The organism is Nocardia sp. CA-151230 (assembly GCF_050942175.1).
Classification (GTDB): domain Bacteria; phylum Actinomycetota; class Actinomycetes; order Mycobacteriales; family Mycobacteriaceae; genus Nocardia.
On the sequence record NZ_CP192061.1, the window covers coordinates 7506484 to 7523548 of the forward strand.

Annotated in this window: 12 protein-coding genes; 6 read left to right on the forward strand and 6 right to left on the reverse strand. The window is 66.7% G+C overall.

Features of this window, described 5'->3' with window-relative positions; all coding sequences use genetic code 11:
* Positions 1–126: 126 nt before the first annotated feature.
* The 5 genes from ACQP1O_RS35295 to ACQP1O_RS35315 all read right to left on the reverse strand — a co-directional run bounded on the left by ACQP1O_RS35295 (position 127) and on the right by ACQP1O_RS35315 (position 6410).
* Positions 127–855: a helix-turn-helix domain-containing protein gene (locus ACQP1O_RS35295; protein WP_433562682.1), complete on the reverse strand. Its 729-nt coding sequence runs from the start codon at positions 853–855 to the stop codon at positions 127–129.
* Between the two features lie 263 nt (positions 856–1118).
* The gene (locus ACQP1O_RS35300) at positions 1119–2984 is read right to left on the reverse strand and encodes a dipeptide ABC transporter ATP-binding protein (protein ID WP_433562683.1); all 1866 of its coding nucleotides are present in this window, start codon (positions 2982–2984) and stop codon (positions 1119–1121) included.
* A complete protein-coding gene (locus tag ACQP1O_RS35305; protein WP_433562684.1) occupies positions 2981–3871 on the reverse strand; it encodes an ABC transporter permease in 891 nt (296 codons plus the stop codon). The genes ACQP1O_RS35300 and ACQP1O_RS35305 overlap by 4 nt, the downstream gene beginning before the upstream one ends.
* Positions 3868–4827, reverse strand: coding sequence for an ABC transporter permease (locus ACQP1O_RS35310; protein ID WP_433562685.1), 960 nt, complete (start codon positions 4825–4827; stop codon positions 3868–3870). Before ACQP1O_RS35310 ends, ACQP1O_RS35305 begins: the two co-directional genes overlap by 4 nt.
* A complete protein-coding gene (locus ACQP1O_RS35315) occupies positions 4824–6410 on the reverse strand; it encodes an ABC transporter substrate-binding protein (protein ID WP_433562686.1) in 1587 nt (528 codons plus the stop codon). The genes ACQP1O_RS35310 and ACQP1O_RS35315 overlap by 4 nt, the downstream gene beginning before the upstream one ends.
* A gap of 137 nt (positions 6411–6547) precedes the next feature.
* On the opposite strand from ACQP1O_RS35315, the gene ACQP1O_RS35320 reads away from it, so the two are divergent.
* A complete protein-coding gene (locus tag ACQP1O_RS35320) occupies positions 6548–8860 on the forward strand; it encodes an arylsulfatase (protein ID WP_433562687.1) in 2313 nt (770 codons plus the stop codon).
* Positions 8861–9062: 202 nt separating this feature from the next.
* Here ACQP1O_RS35320 and ACQP1O_RS35325 read toward each other — a convergent pair whose 3' ends face one another.
* Positions 9063–9506, reverse strand: coding sequence for a YdeI/OmpD-associated family protein (locus ACQP1O_RS35325; RefSeq protein ID WP_433562688.1), 444 nt, complete (start codon positions 9504–9506; stop codon positions 9063–9065).
* A 323-nt stretch (positions 9507–9829) separates the two neighbouring features.
* Here ACQP1O_RS35325 and ACQP1O_RS35330 point away from each other — a divergent pair, with 323 nt between their 5' ends.
* The 5 genes from ACQP1O_RS35330 to narI all read left to right on the forward strand — a co-directional run bounded on the left by ACQP1O_RS35330 (position 9830) and on the right by narI (position 16995).
* Entirely contained in the window at positions 9830–13570 is a 3741-nt protein-coding gene (locus ACQP1O_RS35330) for a nitrate reductase subunit alpha (protein WP_433562689.1), read from the forward strand.
* 71 nt (positions 13571–13641) lie between these two features.
* On the forward strand, positions 13642–15414 hold the full coding sequence (narH, locus tag ACQP1O_RS35335) for a nitrate reductase subunit beta (RefSeq protein WP_433567895.1): 1773 nt from the start codon (positions 13642–13644) through the stop codon (positions 15412–15414).
* On the forward strand, positions 15411–15587 hold the full coding sequence (locus tag ACQP1O_RS35340; RefSeq protein WP_433562690.1) for a hypothetical protein: 177 nt from the start codon (positions 15411–15413) through the stop codon (positions 15585–15587). The genes narH and ACQP1O_RS35340 overlap by 4 nt, the downstream gene beginning before the upstream one ends.
* Positions 15584–16264, forward strand: coding sequence for a nitrate reductase molybdenum cofactor assembly chaperone (gene narJ / locus ACQP1O_RS35345; protein ID WP_433562691.1), 681 nt, complete (start codon positions 15584–15586; stop codon positions 16262–16264). The genes ACQP1O_RS35340 and narJ overlap by 4 nt, the downstream gene beginning before the upstream one ends.
* Positions 16261–16995, forward strand: coding sequence for a respiratory nitrate reductase subunit gamma (gene narI / locus ACQP1O_RS35350; RefSeq protein ID WP_433562692.1), 735 nt, complete (start codon positions 16261–16263; stop codon positions 16993–16995). Before narJ ends, narI begins: the two co-directional genes overlap by 4 nt.
* The last annotated feature ends 70 nt before the right edge of the window (positions 16996–17065 follow it).

The following is a 17065-nucleotide window of genomic DNA, read 5'->3' on the forward strand; positions in this document are numbered from 1 at the left end:
ATGACCACAAACATTCTGAACAAATGACTAGTACCCTGACGGCATCCAAGGTACCCCACCCCGGTAGGAGGGCAGAAGCACTGCACTCCAACGGATTTGCGGGTGGGAGTCACACGTGGAGCGGGTTCAGCCGGGTAGCCCGAGAACTGTCAGCAACTGCCCAGGGTAGGCGGCGCTGTCGAGTCGGCCGTGCTGGGCGTAGACCTTGCGCCGCACCCCGGTCACCGGATTGCGCAGCTGCAGGGCCCACACATGCGGTGCGAACTCCACGCCGCCCTCGGACCAGGCCTGCCGGAATTTCGGGAATTCCCCGAGATCGCGAATGAGATCGGCGAATCCGTCGGTATTGCCCGATCGCCCGATCAATCCACGCATCCAGCGGGTGACCCGGCGGGCATCGGCCTCCCAGTTCACCATGACCCGGGTGGCCTGCTCATTACCGAAGAACCAGCGCAGCATATTGCCGTCCTCGGTCAGGCCGGGAAAGGCGGCGTCCCAGCTGTCATTGCTGGCCAGCAGGTTGGCGCGGGTGTCGAGCAGGGCGGCCATATTCGGGCTGTGCAGCTCCAGGGCCCGCAGCATCTCGGGTGTGATCGCCGCGCGCAGTTCACTCGGGGAGGGAAGCTCGCCCGATCCCAGGCCCGCGAGGTCGCCGAGCTGGCGGCGGTCCTCGGTGGAGAGCGGGTCCAGCCGGTGGAGATAGCGGGTGAGCGCCTCGACCACTTCCCGGGTCGGGTTGTCGCGGTCACCTTTCTCCAAATGCGTTATGTAACTTGCGCTTACACCTGCGTTGAATGCCAGGCGTTCGCGAGAAATACCGCGATTGTCACGCAGGCGGCGGAGCAGGTTTCCCAAGGTGGGTGCTTCGAGTTCCCGAGAATCCTGTCCACATACCGCTTTCGCGCCCACCTGGTTCCCTCCTGTACGGAATCCCGGTGGCCCACCGCGCCTCCCTGTGGAGGCGCCGCCGAGATCTCCTTCGAGACGGATACTTACACAGATTCGGATACGACCCGTTCCACGCGGCAAATCCAGTCAGTATCACCGGATACTCCTATTGGTATAACTTCCGGTGTGTCCGTGGCTGTCAGCGCGGAATGGTGCTCCCCAAATTACTCTCAGGCCCCCAATGCGAGGGGTACTTGAACGGACACGATTTCGTCTCGGCGCGCGCGGGCCGGATCCGGGGCGGGAACCGCGTCCAGCAGGCGCCGCGTGTACTCCTCGCGCGGATGCCGAAAAACGGCTGTGACCGGGCCTGATTCGACTACACGCCCCTCCCGCAGCACCACCGTGCGGTCGGCCACCTGATGCACGACGGCGAGATCGTGACTGATGAACAGGCAGGCGAATCCGTATTCGGCGCGCAGATCGGCGAAGAGTTCGAGCACCTGAGCCTGCACCGACACATCCAGCGCGCTGGTCGGCTCGTCCGCCACCAGCAGCCGTGGCGCGAGGGCCAGCGCCCGCGCCAAGGCCACCCGCTGCCGTTGCCCGCCGGACAGTTCGCCCGGACGCCGGCTCGCGTACTCGCGCGGCAGGCGCACGGATTCGAGCAGATCCCCCACCCTGGCCCGCAACAACGCCCCCGAGGCCGCCCGATGTACCCGCAGCGGTTCGCCGATCGAGTCCTCGAGGCTGTGCCGCGGATCCAGTGAGGCGGCCACGTCCTGATGGACCAGCGCGACATTCTTCCGCAGCCCCCGCAATTCCCTCTGAGACAAGCCGGTCAGCGGGACGCCTTGCAACACGACCTCTCCCGACGCCGCGGGCACCAACCCCAGCGCGGTACGCCCGAGAGTGCTCTTACCCGAACCCGATTCCCCGACCAACCCCACCACCTCGCGTGGAGCCAGAGTCAGCGAGACATCATGCAGGGCCTGGAAGCGCTTGCCGTGGCGGCGATAGACGACCGACAGGTCACTGACACGCAGCACTGGCTCGGCCGTCGGCGCTGACTGCCCCTCCTCCGCAAGCACACCGTCCCCGGAAACACCGGAGACCGACCCGGCACCCGAAGGGACCGCAACCTCCCCGGACACGACTGCGCCCATGGGCACCGCACTGAGTGGCTGCACCGCCCCCTCGTGTGGCGTGGGCCTTGCTTCCCGTTCAGCCGACCCATCCGCGGCCGCCGATGGCGCTGGGCCGGCCGGCAGCACGGGAACCGCGGCCAGTAGTTCGCGGGTGTAGATGGACTGGGGGCTCGTGAAGAGGTCGCGGACCGGCTGGGTTTCGACTATTTCGCCGGCGCGCATGACCACCACGCGGTCGGCGATAGCGGCGACTACGCCCAGATTGTGGGTGATGAAGAGGATTGCGGTGTTGTTGCGGCGTTGGAGATCCTGGAGGAGGTGGAGGATTTCGGCCTGGACGGTGACGTCGAGCGCGGTGGTCGGCTCGTCCGCGATGAGGAGGTCGGGGTCGCCGGAGAGGGCCAGGGCGATCACTACGCGTTGCTTTTGGCCGCCGGAGAGTTGGTGGGGGTACCAGTCGACGCGTTTGTCCGGTTCGGGGAGGTCGACCTGGGTGAGGAGTTCGATGGCGCGGGCGCGGGCCTCGGACCTGCTGATCGGGCGATGGGCGCGCAGGGCCTCGGCGATCTGGGTTCCGATGCGGCGCACCGGGTTCAGTGCGGTCTGTGGTTCCTGGAAGACCATGGCCGCGCGGGTGCCGCGGAGGGGGCGCAGGTCGGTGTCGGTGGCGCCGATGATCTCGGTGCCGTCGAGGCGGATCGAGCCCGTGGCGGTCGCACCACTGGGGAGCAGTCCGAGGACAGCGCGGGCGGTGAGGGATTTACCGGAGCCGGATTCACCGACCAGCGCAACGGTTTCGCCGCGTGCGACGCGCACGCCGACGCGATTTACCACCGTGCGCGGGCCGAAACTCACCACCAGGTCACGAATGTCGAGCAGGGTGTCGTCGGGCCCACCCGTCTCCCCACCGCCGCCCCTAGTGGAATCGCTTCGCGATGCTCCGTTCATATCATCCTCCGGGCGCGGCCCAATGCCTGGGCGATCAACAGGAATCCGAGGGTGAGCGCCGAAACCACCAGCAGCGGGCCGACGGCCATGGCGGGATTGGCGTCCAGGTTGCGGGTGGACTCGGCGATGATCGATCCGAGTGACGGGTCCGGCGGTCGCACGCCGATGCCGATGAAGCTCATGGCGCTGTCCACGAACACCGCCAGGGACAGTGACAGTGCCAGCTGCACGGCGAGCGGCTCGATCACATTGGGCAGCACGTGTTTCCGCAGTGTCCAGCCGGTGCTCGCACCGATCACCGCCGCGGCCTCCACGTAGGGCTGTTCGCGCACCGCCAGCACGGCGGTGCGGATCTGGCGGCCGAAGATGGGGAGTTCGGCGGCGATGATCACGATGACGACCGAGTGCGCGCCCGGCCCGGTGACCGCGGTGAGCGCGATGGCGAAGATGAGCGCAGGGAAGGCCAGGATGAGGTCGAAGACGCGCTGCGCCAGCACATCCGCCACTGGATTTACGGTGGCCGCCAGGCCGATGATCGAGCCCAGCACCGCGCCGGCCGGGACCGCCAGGAAGGCGATGATCAGGTCCACGCGGATGCCGTAGAGGGTCCGGGTGAACACATCCCGGTTGAGCTCATCGGTGCCCAGCCAGTGGTCGCCGCTCGGGCCGAGCAGGTTGGCTCCCGGAATCTGCTCCAGCGGGTCGTATTTCGTGAGCAGCCCGGCGGCGAGGGCCGCCACCGCGATGACGGCGATCAGCAGCACGCCCGCCAGCCCCTGCCCGCGGGTCAGCGCCCGCAGCAGCGGCCGCTCCGGATTCGGTTCGCGGCCCGGGCTTTCCGTGACCGCCGTGGTGTCGCCGCTCTCGGCGACGGCGAGCTCGCTCATGCGCGGCCTCCGATGCGAATGCGCGGATCCAGGTAGGCGTGCGCGATGTCGGTGGTCAGCTGGATGGCCACGAACACGGCCACCGAGAACAGCAGCAATGCCTGCACCACCGGATAGTCGCGCCGGTTGATGCCCTGCTCGATGAGCTGGCCGATGCCGGGCCAGGCGAACGCGGCCTCCACCAGCACCGCGCCGCCGAGCAGGTTGCCGGTCTGGATGCCGAGCGCGGTGAGCATGGTGGGCAACGCATTTCGCAGCGCGTCGCGGGTGATGATGCGGCGGCGCGGGATACCGAGGGCGCGGGCGGTGAGGACGTAGGGCTTGGCCAGTTCGGTGCGCAGGGCCTCGGTGAGGAAGCGGGTCAACGCGGCGGCCACCGGCAGGCCCAGGCAGATCGCGGGCAGCAGCAGGTACTGGACGGCGATATCGGGCCGGGCCAGGAATCCGTCCGGCGGGATGCCGCCCGCGGGCAGGATCGGGATGGCGACCGCGAACACCAGCACCAGCAGCACACCGGTCACGAAGACGGGGATGGCGACGGTGACCGTATTGGCGGCAGCCACGATCGCATTGAGCCAGCGCCGATCCCACAGGACCGAGGCGACGGATACCGCCAGGGTCACGATCACCGCCAGCGACAACGCCGCGGCGGTCAGGATGAGCGTGTTCGACAGACCCCGCACGATGAGATCCGCGATCTGGCCACCGATCACGTAGGACCGCCCCAGATCTCCGGTCACCACACCGTGCAGCCACGACAGGTACTGCGCCGGGATGGGCCGGTCCAGGCCGAGCTGATGCCGGATGGCGGCAATGGTTTCGGGGGTGGCGTCCGGCCCGGCCAGGGTGGTGGCCGGATCGCCGGGCACCAGCCGCAGCAGCAGGAAGATGAGCACCGACGCGCCGAGGAGAACCGCGAGGGCGGACGGCACCCGCCGCAGCAGATAGGCGGTCATGCCAGGAACGCCTCGGTGAACACGTGCTCGCGGCGCTTGGTCCAGTTGAAGCCGTGCAGTTTCCGGGATGCGCCATCCTGCGGGTAGTGCACGCCGATCTCGATCAGGAACAGGCTGTCCAGCAGTTGATCGCTGAGCGCCTGGTAGGCGTGGGTGGCGTCCGGGCCGGTGGCGCGTGGCAGCTGCCAGGCTGCGTCGGCGGCCGAGACGTAGTCGGGCGATTCGTAGCGGGAGGCGTTCTTGCGGGCGTTGAACGGGTAGGCGCTGACCGTCAGCGTGGACGGCACGAACTGCGCCCAGGAGTGGTCGGTGATCCACAGGCCCGGGAACTGCGCGCCGATCAGCTGCTTGATGAAGGTGGCGTTCTCGGTGGGCGCCAGTTCCACCTCGATGCCGATCTCGGCGAGGTTGGCCTGCACGATCTGCGCGGCGGCCTCGAAGACCGGGTAGGCGGTGTTGTAGGTGAGCGGCAGCTTGGGCGGCTTGGGCAGTTGCGCCAGAATCTGCTTGGCCTTGGCGACATCTCGTGTGTAGCGGCTGTTGCGGGAGTCGTCGAAGGCGGGAGAGTTCTTGGGCCACGGCAGGTTCAGCGGATAGCCGGCGCCGCGGAAGACCTCCTTGATGATGCGCTCACGATCCAGGGCGTAGGCGATGGCCTGGCGCACCCGCACATCGGCGAGGGCGGGGTCGGCGACATTCGCGCCGACGTAGACCTGGAGCTCGGCTCCCTCGAAGGTGATGACGCGGAAGCCGTCGGTCTTGGCGAGGTTCTCGTTGTCGCGGTAGGTGATGCCGTCGGCGAGGTGGATCTGGCCGGTCTTGAGGGCGTTGAGTTGCGCCTGATTGTCGGCGATGACGGTGAATTCGACACGGTCCAGGTAGGGTCGGTCCGGCACCCAGTAGGCAGTGTTCTTCTCGAATACCAACTGCTGGTTGGGGATTCGCTGCACGAACCGGAAGGGGCCGGTGCCGATGATCTTGTCGCCGGTGGCGAGCTGATCGATCGACTCGCTGTCCAGGATGGGCACGGTGTCGAGCAGGTCGAACAGATTGCTCAGCGGGTGCGCCAGCGTCAGCGTGATGCGGTGTGGATCGCCGGTGTCGAAGCCGGTGACGGTGGCGGCCGTGCTCTTCAGCTGCGCCGACCACTTGGGATCGGCGTAGGTGCGCAGCGAGAACTCGACGTCCTTGGAGGTGAAGGGGCGGCCGCTGTGGAACTTCACGTCGTCGCGCAGGTCCAGGGTGATGGACTTGCCGTCGGGGGCGAGGGTCCAGCTCTTGGCCAGCAGCGGCTGGGGTTCGAGTTTGTCGTGCGGGTAGCGCACCAGGGATTCGAAGACCAGGCCGATCACATACGGTGTGGTGCCGGTATTGGTGAGCAGGTTGGCGGGCACGAGGTCCACCAGCACGCCGTACTTCAGCGTCCCGCCGCGCACGGGTTGTGCGTTGTCGTCGCCGCCGCGTTGCTGGTTCACCGCCGAGGTGCAGGCGGCCAGCGCCCCGCTGCCGAGGATCGCCAGGGCGGCGACGGCGGAACCGCGCAGGAAATGACGGCGGTGCAGACCGCCGGGGGACGAATTCATCTGGAAAACCTCGAGTGTGGACCGGGGCAGAATGGTGTGCGGCGACGCTATCCGCGGATGTATGACGGATCACCGGTTGCACGCAGCCAGAGTGAAACCCTGGCTCCGGCGCGGGCCCGCGCCCTTTGCTGGGGAGTATGTCAGTCCCCGCCCATGCCCGTGGCTATGAGAATTTCGCCGGCGAGATCGGCCGCACCACCGCCGATTCCACGCCGGAGTGGAACTATCCGCCGACCGCGCCCGCCGGTGCGCCCAATATCGTCGTGGTGCTGGTCGACGATATGGGCTTCAGCGATATCGGCCCGTTCGGTTCGGAGATCGAGACCCCGACACTGGATCGGCTGGCCGCGAATGGATTACGGCTCACCAACTTCCACACCACACCGCTGTGCTCACCGTCGCGGGCCGCTCTGCTGACCGGAATCAATTCCCACCGTGCGGGTTTCGGCTTCGTGGCGAATGCCGATCCCGGTTATCCGGGGCTGCGTCTGGAATTGGCCGATGACGTGCTGACGTTGCCGGAAATATTGCGCGCCAATGGATATGCGACCTACGCGGTGGGGAAATGGCATCTGGTCCGCGATGCCACGCTGCATCCGGCGGCGCACCGGGATTCGTGGCCGACGCAGCGTGGATTCGACCGGTACTACGGGTCGCTGGAGGGGCTGAACTCCTTCTACTATCCGAATCAGCTGATCTCCGACAGTTCGGCGGTGGATGTCGAGGAGTATCCGGAGGGGTACTACCTGACCGACGACTACACCGATCGCGCCATCGGATATCTCAAGGACCTGCGGGCGCACGATGCGGCCAAACCGTTCTTCCTCTACTTCGCGCACACCGCCATGCACGGGCCGTTGCAGGCCAAGCCGGAGGATCAGGCCAAGTATCGGGGGCGGTATCGGGAGGGCTGGGATCGGTTGCGGCAGAGTCGATTCGCCGCGCAGATCGCGCAGGGGCTGTTCCCGGCGGGGACACAGCAGAAACCTCGCAATACCGAGCCGGGTTATGAAGCGCAGGAGTGGGATGCGCTGACCGAGGAGCAGCGGGCGCGGTTCGAGCGGTACATGGAGGTGTACGCGGGCATGGTCGACAGCATCGACCAGAGCCTGGGGCGGATCGTGGACGTGCTCGAGCAGTTCGGCGAGCTGGACAACACCATTATCGTGTTCACCTCCGACAATGGCGGTACCGCGGAGGGCGGGCCCGAGGGCACCCGGACCTATTTCGCACAGTTCGCCCAGGTCGACGAGCCCGACTGGGAGCGGGATGTGCCGCACGACGACGAGCTGATCGGCACCGCGAAACTGGGGGTGCACTATCCGCGCGGGTGGGGGCAGGCGTCGAATACGCCGTTCCGCTTCTACAAGGGGCAGACCTTCGCCGGTGGGGTGCGGGTGCCGTTCGTGCTGTCGTGGCCCCGGGGGCTGCCGCGCACGGAGGCCGATACCGGGGTGCGCGAGGAGTACGTCTACATCACCGATCTCGCGCCCACGCTGCTGGAGCTCGCCGGGCTCGAACGCCCGACGGTCCGGAACGGGCTGCCCGCCAAGGACTTCGACGGCGTCTCGGCGGTGGATGTGCTGAGCGACCCGGCCGCGGTCTCGCGGCACCTCGAGCAGTATTCGGAGATGACCGGTCACCGCGGCTTCTACCGCGACGGCTGGAAACTCCTCGCGCTCTATGAGCCCGAACGGGGCATCGACAATCCACGCTGGCAGCTGTTCGACGTCCGCTCCGATCCGACCGAGCTCCACGACCTTTCCGAGCAGCGTCCGGACAAGGTCGCCGAGCTCTCGGCCGCGTGGGACGAAGCCGCGTGGCACAACACGGTTTTCCCGCTCGTCACCCGGCAGGACCTGGCTCGGCGCCGTCCGGAGGAGGCCCGGCTCGGCGAGCAGGTCCGTATTCTTCCCGGCACCCCCACCCTCGAGCGCTACCGCTCGCAGCGACTGATCGCCTACCGCGACTTCACGATCACAGTGGAATTGGCCGGCTACCGACCCGGCGACGAGGGCGTTCTCGTCGCCCACGGCGATCCGCTCGGCGGCTACCTCCTCTACGTGGAAAGTGGCCGCCTGATCTTCGGTTACAACGCCTATGGCCGCTACACCGAGGCCGATGCCGGTGAAATCTCCTCCGGCAGCGGACATTTCACCGTATCCGCCACCGTCCAACCCCACCTGCGCTGGGACTTCACCATCGGCATCGACGGCGTCCGCGCCGCCACCCTCCCCAACCAGGTCCAACTCGTAGGCATGTCCCCCTGGACAGGGATCTCCGTCGGCCTCGACGCCCGAGGGCCCGTCTCCTGGCCCCTCCGCGACCGCCGAGGCGTCTTCCGCTACTCCGGCTCCCTCCACTCCATCACCTACCGGCCAGGGCCCGTCGGCGTGCCCGAGGAAGCCCAACAAGCCCTGGATTCCGAAGCCGAATTGATAGCGGAGTAGCAGACCAAAACTTAAAGATGACAACCCAAATCGACCTCCCGGCAGGAGTCAGTGTGGTGAGGACGGGGGGTCGGCGGGTTGGAGATGGTCCGTGCTGCCGGGGATTGGGTCACCGGCCTGAGGGGCCGGTGCGGCGGCCGCGAGCGCCGAGTGATCTGAAAACCACTACATCAACGACTTTCGATGATGCATCCGATCGGCTTCAAGAACCGCCGGCGAGGGACTCGACGATCTTGCCGATCCTGCGAGTGCGAGTCTCCGGTTTCTTGGCGTCGGTCACAGCGGTGACGTGCTCACGACGGTTGGTGTACGAGAGCCTGTCGAAGGCGTCCTGTACCCCCGCCTCCCGCAGTGCGGCGGCGAGGTCGTCGGGGACAGCCACGGTGCGCTCCACGGTGTCACGTTCGACAGTGACGGCGACCCGGTCGCCGGCCCCCTTGCCTAGTTCGGCGCGGATCGCCTTCAGCAGTCCCAGGCACGGTCCCGCACCCATGTTGGCGATGGAGCCTCGGTACGGGATGCCGTCGAAGGTGGCCTGGACTGAGATGCGGCCGCCACCACCGAGGGCGGTGATGATGTCGGGGGGAATGGGAATGTATGCACCGCCGTTGGCAGCGGTCTCGATGACGCCGTCGAATCGTTGCATGGGTGCACGATATAGCGACCACTCAGCAATCCGAAGGCGTGTTAACAAATATTAAGTAACCGAGAACCAACCGTTTCGGAAGCTTCACCGCCACTGCCCCGGAAGCCCCTTCCGGGAACTTGTTTCACTGCCTGCGAAGGGGTTTCCCCAGGTCGCGATCGCAAGGTGTGACCTCGGCCGCTACCCCACAGTGACCGGAACATTGCGGCGATCTCACAGCTCACAAACGCGCGTCGAGCATTGTGAGCAAACCGTTTTGATGCCTCCCCCGGCGTCCCTACAGTCGAGCCAGCAGCCCGGTTTTCCAGCTCGAAGGGGGCGTTATGGCTATTACGCAGAACGGACACTCGTCCGCCGATGCGCTGCTTCGACTGGGGAAGTACTTCAACCGCGGCGAGGTGTCCGGTGACCTGCGCACCCTGCACAAGGTGGGCGGGCGCGAGGCCGACGAGTTCTACCGGGATCGGTGGTCGCACGACAAGGTGGTGCGGTCCACGCACGGCGTGAACTGCACCGGTTCGTGCTCGTGGAAGATCTACGTCTCCGACGGCGTGATCACCTGGGAGTCGCAGCAGACCGACTACCCGAGCGTCGGCGCCGACAAGCCGGAGTACGAGCCGCGCGGCTGTCCGCGTGGCGCGTCGTTCTCCTGGTACACCTACTCCCCCGCGCGCATCCGCTACCCGTACGTGCGTGGCACGCTGCTGGAGCTGTACCGCGACGCCAAGACGCGGCTCAAGGACCCGGTGCTGGCGTGGGAGTCCATCGTCGAGGACGCGGACCGGGCCGAGGCCTACAAGTCCGCGCGCGGCAAGGGTGGGTTCGTGCGCGCCGAATGGTGGGAAGCCGCCGAAATCGCCGCCGCCGCACACGTTTACACGGTCAAGAAGTATGGCCCCGACCGCGTCGCGGGCTTCTCGCCGATCCCGGCCATGTCCATGGTCTCGCATGCGGTCGGCGCCCGGTTCATCTCGCTGATCGGCGGCTCGATGCTGTCGTTCTACGACTGGTACGCCGACCTACCCGTCGCCTCCCCGCAGGTCTTCGGCGATCAGACCGACGTGCCCGAGTCCGCCGACTGGTTCGACGCCGGCTACCTGATCATGTGGGGCTCCAATGTCCCGGTAACCCGAACCCCGGACGCGCACTATATGACCGAGGCCCGCTACCGCGGCCAGAAGGTCGTGGTGGTCTCCCCTGACTACGCCGACAACACCAAGTTCGCCGACGAATGGGTGCCCGCACGCCCGGGTACGGACGCGGCCCTGGCCATGGCCATGGGTCACGTGGTGCTGCGAGAGTTCTTCGTGGACAAGCAGACTCCGTACTTCGACGACTACGTCAAGCGCTACACCGATCTGCCCTACCTGGTGGCGCTGGACGAGCACGAGGGTGGCTGGTCCACCGACGGCGACTACAGCGGTCACACCTTCACGCCCGGCAAGTTCCTCACCGCCGCCGATCTCGGCCGCACCGGTGAGGGCGTCGAGCACCAGACGGTGCTGCTGGACGCGGACGGCAGTCCGCAGGTGCCCAATGGCTCCCTCGGCCACCGCTTCAACGAGGCGGGCAAGGGGCGCTGGAACCTGGATTTGGGGGACACCGATCCCCTGCTGACCCTGTACAGGCGCACCGATGATGTTGCGGCCGTGCAGTTCCCCCGCTTCGACGGGCCGCCGGATGGGTCCGAGGGCGGCGATGCAGCTGTCCTCACCCGTGGCGTGCCGACCACCGTCATCGCGGGACGACGGGTGACGACGGTGTTCGACCTGCTGCTGGCACAGTACGGCGTAGCCCGGTCCGGCCTGCCCGGCAGTTGGCCGACCGGCTATGACGATGCGACCCAGCCGTACACTCCCGCCTGGCAGGAGTCGATCACCGGCGTCCCCGCCCAACAGGCCGAACGCCTCGGCCGCGAATTCGCCGACAATGCCGAGCGTTCCAAGGGCCGGTCCATGATCCTCATGGGCGCGGGCACCAACCACTGGTTCCACTCCGACCAGATCTACCGCTCCTTCTTCACCCTGACCCTGCTCACCGGCTGCCAGGGCGTGAACGGCGGCGGCTGGGCGCATTACGTGGGTCAGGAGAAGTGCCGTCCGGTGACCGGTTGGGCCACACTGGCTTTCGCCTCGGACTGGCAGCGGCCGCCGCGGCAGATGCAGGGCACCGTGTTCTGGTACCTGGCCAACAACCAATGGCGCTACGACCCGTTCACCTCCGAGTCATTCGCCTCGCCGTTGAGCAAGGGCACCTTCGCCGGGCGCACGGCGGCCGACAATATCGCGCTCGCAACACGTCTCGGCTGGATGCCGTCGTACCCGACGCTCAACCGCAACCCCCTCGATCTCGTCGACGAGGCCGAGCGGGCGGGCAAGACGCCCGCGGATTACGTGGTGGACGGCCTGAAGTCGGGTGATCTCCGCTTCGCCTGCGAGGATCCCGATGCGCCCGAGAACTTCCCGCGCGTGCTGACGGTGTGGCGCGCCAACCTGCTGGGTTCCTCCGGCAAGGGTAACGAGTACTTCCACAAGCACCTGCTCGGCGCGGACTCCAACCTGCAGACCACAGAGACCACCGGGGTGCGCCCGCAGGAACTGGAATGGCGCGACGAGGCCGCCACCGGCAAGCTGGATCTGCTGATGTCGATGGACTTCCGCATGACGTCCACGACCCTGTTCTCCGACATCGTGTTCCCGGCCGCCACCTGGTACGAGAAGCACGACCTGTCCTCCACCGACATGCACCCGTTCGTGCACGCCTTCTCCCCGGCCATCTCCCCGCCGTGGGAGGCCAAGACCGATTTCGAGGCCTTCCACCGCATTGCCCGCGGGTTCTCCTGGCTGGCGGAGAAGCACCTGGGCGTGCGCCGGGACCTGGTCGCGGTGCCGCTGCAGCACGACACCGCCGACGCGCTGGCGCAGGCCGGCGGGCGGGTGCTGGACTGGAAGCACGGCGAATGCGAGCCCGTTCCGGGTGTCACCATGCCGAGACTCGTTGTCGTCGAACGTGACTACCCGAACGTCGCGGACAAGATGGCCGCGCTCGGGCCGTTGGTCGAAACGCTGGGACTCACCACCAAGGGTGTCACCACTCTGCCCGATATCGAGGTAGATTACCTGCGCGGCGTCAACGGCACTGTGGTTTCCGGTGTCGCGCAGGGCCGTCCGTCCCTGGCCAAGGACACCCACGCGGCCGAGGCGATCCTGGCACTGTCCGGCACCACCAACGGCCGGCTCGCGGTGGAAGGGTTCCATGCGCTGGAACGGCGCACCGGAACCGAGCTGGCCGACCTGGCTGCCGAACACGAGGGAAAGCGAATCACCTTCGCCGACACGCAGGCCCGGCCCGTTCCGGTGATCACCTCACCGGAATGGTCCGGGAGCGAGACGGGCGGACGCCGGTATTCGCCGTTCACCATCAATGTGGAGCGGTCCAAGCCCTGGCACACGCTGACCGGGCGGCAGCACTTCTATCTCGATCACGACTGGATGATGGAGCTGGGCGAGCAGCTGCCGATCTACCGGCCGCCGCTGGACATGACGGCGCTGTTCGCCGAGCCGGGTATCGGCAAGGTGAGCGAGAACGGTGTGACCGTGCGGTATCTGACGCCGCACTCGAAGTGGTCGATCCACTCCGCCTACCAGGACAACCTGCACATGCTGACGCTCTCGCGGGGTGGTCAGGCGATCTGGATGTCGGACAAGGACGCCGCGAAGATCGGTGTCGCCGACAATGATTGGATCGAGGCCATCAACCGCAACGGCATCGTGGTGGCGCGCGCGATCGTGTCGCACCGCATGCCCGAGGGCACGGTGTTCATGTACCACGCCCAGGACCGCGCGGTGAACGTGCCGCGCATCGAAGGCACGGCGGATGTCAAGCGGGGCAAGGGTAAACGCGGTGGTATCCACAATGCGCTGACCCGGATCATGATCAAGCCCTCGCACCTCATCGGTGGCTATGCGCAGCAGTCGTTCGCGCTGAACTACCACGGCCCCACCGGAAATCAGCGCGACGAGGTCACCACGATTCGCAAGCGCAACCAAGAGGTGGAGTACTGACATGACTCCGACGAGGTCACCACACGGTATCCGATTGCGCTCGCAGGAAGTGGAGTACTGATATGCGCGTAATGGCGCAACTGGCCATGGTCATGAACCTGGACAAGTGCATCGGCTGCCACACCTGCAGCGTCACCTGCAAGCAGGCCTGGACCAACCGCTCCGGCACCGAGTACGTGTGGTTCAACAACGTGGAAACCCGTCCGGGACAGGGTTATCCGCGTCGCTACGAGGACCAGGAGAAGTGGAAGGGCGGCTGGACCCTCGACAAGAAGGGCCGGCTGACCCTCAAGTCCGGGTCGCGCATGAAGCGGCTGCTCAATATCTTCGCCAACCCGGATCTGCCCACGGTGTCGGACTACTACGACCCGTGGAGCTATGACTACGACAATCTGCTGTCCGCACCGCAGATGGACACCACGCCGGTGGCGCGGCCCAAGTCGCTGATCACCGGTGAGGACACCAACGTCACCTGGGGCGCGAACTGGGACGACTCGCTGGGGTCGGGCCCGGAGCAGGTGGGTAGGGACCCGTTGCTGGCCAAGCTCTCCGAGCAGGTCAAGCTGGAGTTCGAAGAAACGTTCATGTTCTACCTGCCGCGCATCTGCGAGCACTGCCTCAACCCCTCGTGTGCCGCGTCGTGCCCGTCGGGCGCGATCTACAAGCGCGCCGAGGACGGCATCGTGCTCGTCGACCAGGACAAGTGCCGCGGCTGGCGGCAATGCGTCACCGGATGCCCGTACAAGAAGATCTACTTCAACCACAAGACCGGCAAGGCAGAGAAATGCACGTTCTGCTACCCGCGTGTGGAAGTCGGCATCCCCACCGTCTGCTCGGAAACCTGCGTCGGGCGTCTGCGCTACATCGGGGTCATGCTCTACGACGCCGACAAGGTCCTCGAAGCGGCCTCGGTGGAGAACGACCAGGACCTCTACCCCTCCCAGCTGGGGGTGTTCCTCAACCCGCACGACCCGCGCGTCATCGCCGAGGCCGAACGAGCCGGGATCTCCCCGGAATGGATTCAGGCCGCCCAGGATTCACCGGTCTACAAGCTGATCGTGGACTACCAGATCGCGTTGCCGCTGCATCCGGAGTACCGGACCATGCCCATGGTCTGGTACGTGCCGCCGCTGTCACCGGTGGTGGACACCCTCACCCAGACCGGGCACGACGGGGAGAACCACAACAACCTCTTCGGCGCCATCGATGCTCTGCGTATTCCGTTGGAGTACTTGGCCGAACTGTTCACCGCCGGTGAGATCGGCCCGGTCCGTGCCTCGTTGCAGCGGCTCGCCGGGATGCGGTCGTTCATGCGCTCGATCAACCTCGGCCAAGAGCCCGACCTGTCCATTCCGGACGCGGTCGGCCTCGAGCCCGAAGAGATCGAAGCCATGTACCGGCTGCTGGCCATCGCGAAGTACGAACACCGGTACGTGATCCCCTCCGGCGCGACTTCCCGTGCCCACGAACTGGATTCCCTCGCCACGGGATGCTCGCTCGACACCGACGGCGGCCCCGGCATGACGGCCTTCGACTACATGGCCGACAAATTCCACCTCACCGACACCAACGATGCCTCCCCCGACCAGAAATCCAACCGCATCAACCTGTTGAACTGGGACGGCAAGAGCACGAAAGGCTTGGTGCCCACCGAAACCGGCACCAATGGCTCCGGTGCCAATGGCCATGGCGGAAACGGAGCGAACGGCAGCGGCGCCGGCGTATCCACCGCCACGTCCGGAACCGGCAACGGAAACGGCAATGGCCACCAAGGTTCCGGTGTCGACGGCGTCAGCAACGGCGCTGCTGCCACCGAGCCGGAACCCACCGGAGCCACACGATGAGCCTGCTGAAGCCGCGACGGCGCACCGAACCCGCCGTCACCGCACACGAAGAGGATCGGCGGCAGGCCTGGCGGCTGAACGCGCTGTCGCTCGACTACCCGAACCCGCGGACACGCGCCATGATCGACGAACTCGAAACCGCTGCAACGGAATCCACCGGAGCCCCGCGATGAGCCTGCTGAAACTGCGGCGACGGCCCGCACCCGCCGTTGCCATGAGCGAACGCGATCGGCGACTGGTGTGGCGGCTGGGCGCACTGCTACTCGACTATCCGAACGCGCAGACCCTGGCCATGCTCGACGAACTCGACGCCGCCGCAGCGGAATTGCCGGATACGGTGCGTCCGCTGCTGGCCGGGTTTCTCGCGCACCTGCGCACCGGCGATGCGATCGCACTGGCCCAGGAGTATGTCGAGACCTTCGACATGCGCCGGCGGGCCAGCCTGCACCTGACCTTCTACGCCTACGGGGACACCCGCAAGCGCGGGATGGCGCTGTTGCGTTTCAAGCACGCCTACCGCCACGCCGGGGTCGAGCTCGGCGACGAGGAACTGCCCGACCACCTGCCCGTGCTGCTCGAATTCGCCGCCACTGTCGATCCCGTCGGAGGCGAACGACTGCTGGGTGAACACGTCCCGGTGCTGGAACTGCTGCGGTTGTCACTTTCCGACAGCGGATCTCCTTACGCCGGGGTGCTGGCGTCGGTGGTGGCGACCCTGCCACCGGTCACCACCGCCGACCGCCGGCGCATCGCCGAACTCGCCGCCCAGGGCCCGCCCGAAGAGGAAGTCGGACTCGAGCCCTTCGCCATGGACCCGCTCGCCTTCACCGGATCGGAGGCCCGCCGATGAGCTCCGCGCTCTGGCTGATGCTGCCCTACATCGCGTTCACGTCCTTCGTGCTCGGGCACCTGTGGCGCTACCGCACCGACCAATTCGGCTGGACCACACGGTCTTCGCAGGTCTACGAGTCGCGGCTGCTGCGCCTGGGCAGCCCGCTGTTCCACTTCGGCATGCTCGGGGTGATCGGCGGGCACGTGCTCGGTGTGCTCATCCCGCAGTCCTGGACCGACGCCATCGGCATCTCCGAGGAGACCTATCACGTGGTCGCCGTCTCCGCGGGATCCGTTGCGGGCGTGGCGGTCATCGCCGGGATCGGCATCCTTCTCTACCGCCGCGTCACCGTCCCCGCGGTCCGTCAGGCCACCACCGCCAATGACAAGGTGATGTACATCCTGCTGGCCGCCGCCCTGATCACCGGTCTGCTCAACACCGTCGGCAGCAACCTGCTCTGGGGCACCTACAACTACCGTGAGACCGTCTCCCCCTGGTTCCGCAGCCTGTTCACCCTGCATCCGCACCCCGACCTCATGGTCGGCACCCCCTGGACCTTCCAGGCGCACGGCCTGATCGTGTTGTCCCTCATCGCCTTCTGGCCCTACACCCGCCTGGTCCACATGTTCTCCGCGCCCATCGGCTACCTCGTCCGCCCGTACGTGGTGTACCGCTCCAAGCCGATGAAGTCCGCGGACAAGACCCGCTACGCCCGAGCCTGGGATACCCCCGCCATTCCACGGCGCTGAGACACCGGGCGTGCATCGATTTATCGATGGCGCCCGGTCCCGGCCGGTGTTATGGTTCGGCGCGGCCCGA

Coding starts and splice junctions, on each gene's coding strand:
- ACQP1O_RS35300 (WP_433562683.1), bottom strand. CDS start 2,984: ATGAACGGAGCATCGCGAAGCGATTCCACTAGGGGCGGCGGTGGGGAG.
- ACQP1O_RS35305 (WP_433562684.1), bottom strand. CDS start 3,871: ATGAGCGAGCTCGCCGTCGCCGAGAGCGGCGACACCACGGCGGTCACG.
- ACQP1O_RS35310 (WP_433562685.1), bottom strand. CDS start 4,827: ATGACCGCCTATCTGCTGCGGCGGGTGCCGTCCGCCCTCGCGGTTCTC.
- ACQP1O_RS35315 (WP_433562686.1), bottom strand. CDS start 6,410: ATGAATTCGTCCCCCGGCGGTCTGCACCGCCGTCATTTCCTGCGCGGT.
- ACQP1O_RS35320 (WP_433562687.1), top strand. CDS start 6,548: ATGTCAGTCCCCGCCCATGCCCGTGGCTATGAGAATTTCGCCGGCGAG.
- ACQP1O_RS35325 (WP_433562688.1), bottom strand. CDS start 9,506: ATGCAACGATTCGACGGCGTCATCGAGACCGCTGCCAACGGCGGTGCA.
- ACQP1O_RS35330 (WP_433562689.1), top strand. CDS start 9,830: ATGGCTATTACGCAGAACGGACACTCGTCCGCCGATGCGCTGCTTCGA.
- narH (WP_433567895.1), top strand. CDS start 13,642: ATGGCGCAACTGGCCATGGTCATGAACCTGGACAAGTGCATCGGCTGC.
- ACQP1O_RS35340 (WP_433562690.1), top strand. CDS start 15,411: ATGAGCCTGCTGAAGCCGCGACGGCGCACCGAACCCGCCGTCACCGCA.
- narJ (WP_433562691.1), top strand. CDS start 15,584: ATGAGCCTGCTGAAACTGCGGCGACGGCCCGCACCCGCCGTTGCCATG.
- narI (WP_433562692.1), top strand. CDS start 16,261: ATGAGCTCCGCGCTCTGGCTGATGCTGCCCTACATCGCGTTCACGTCC.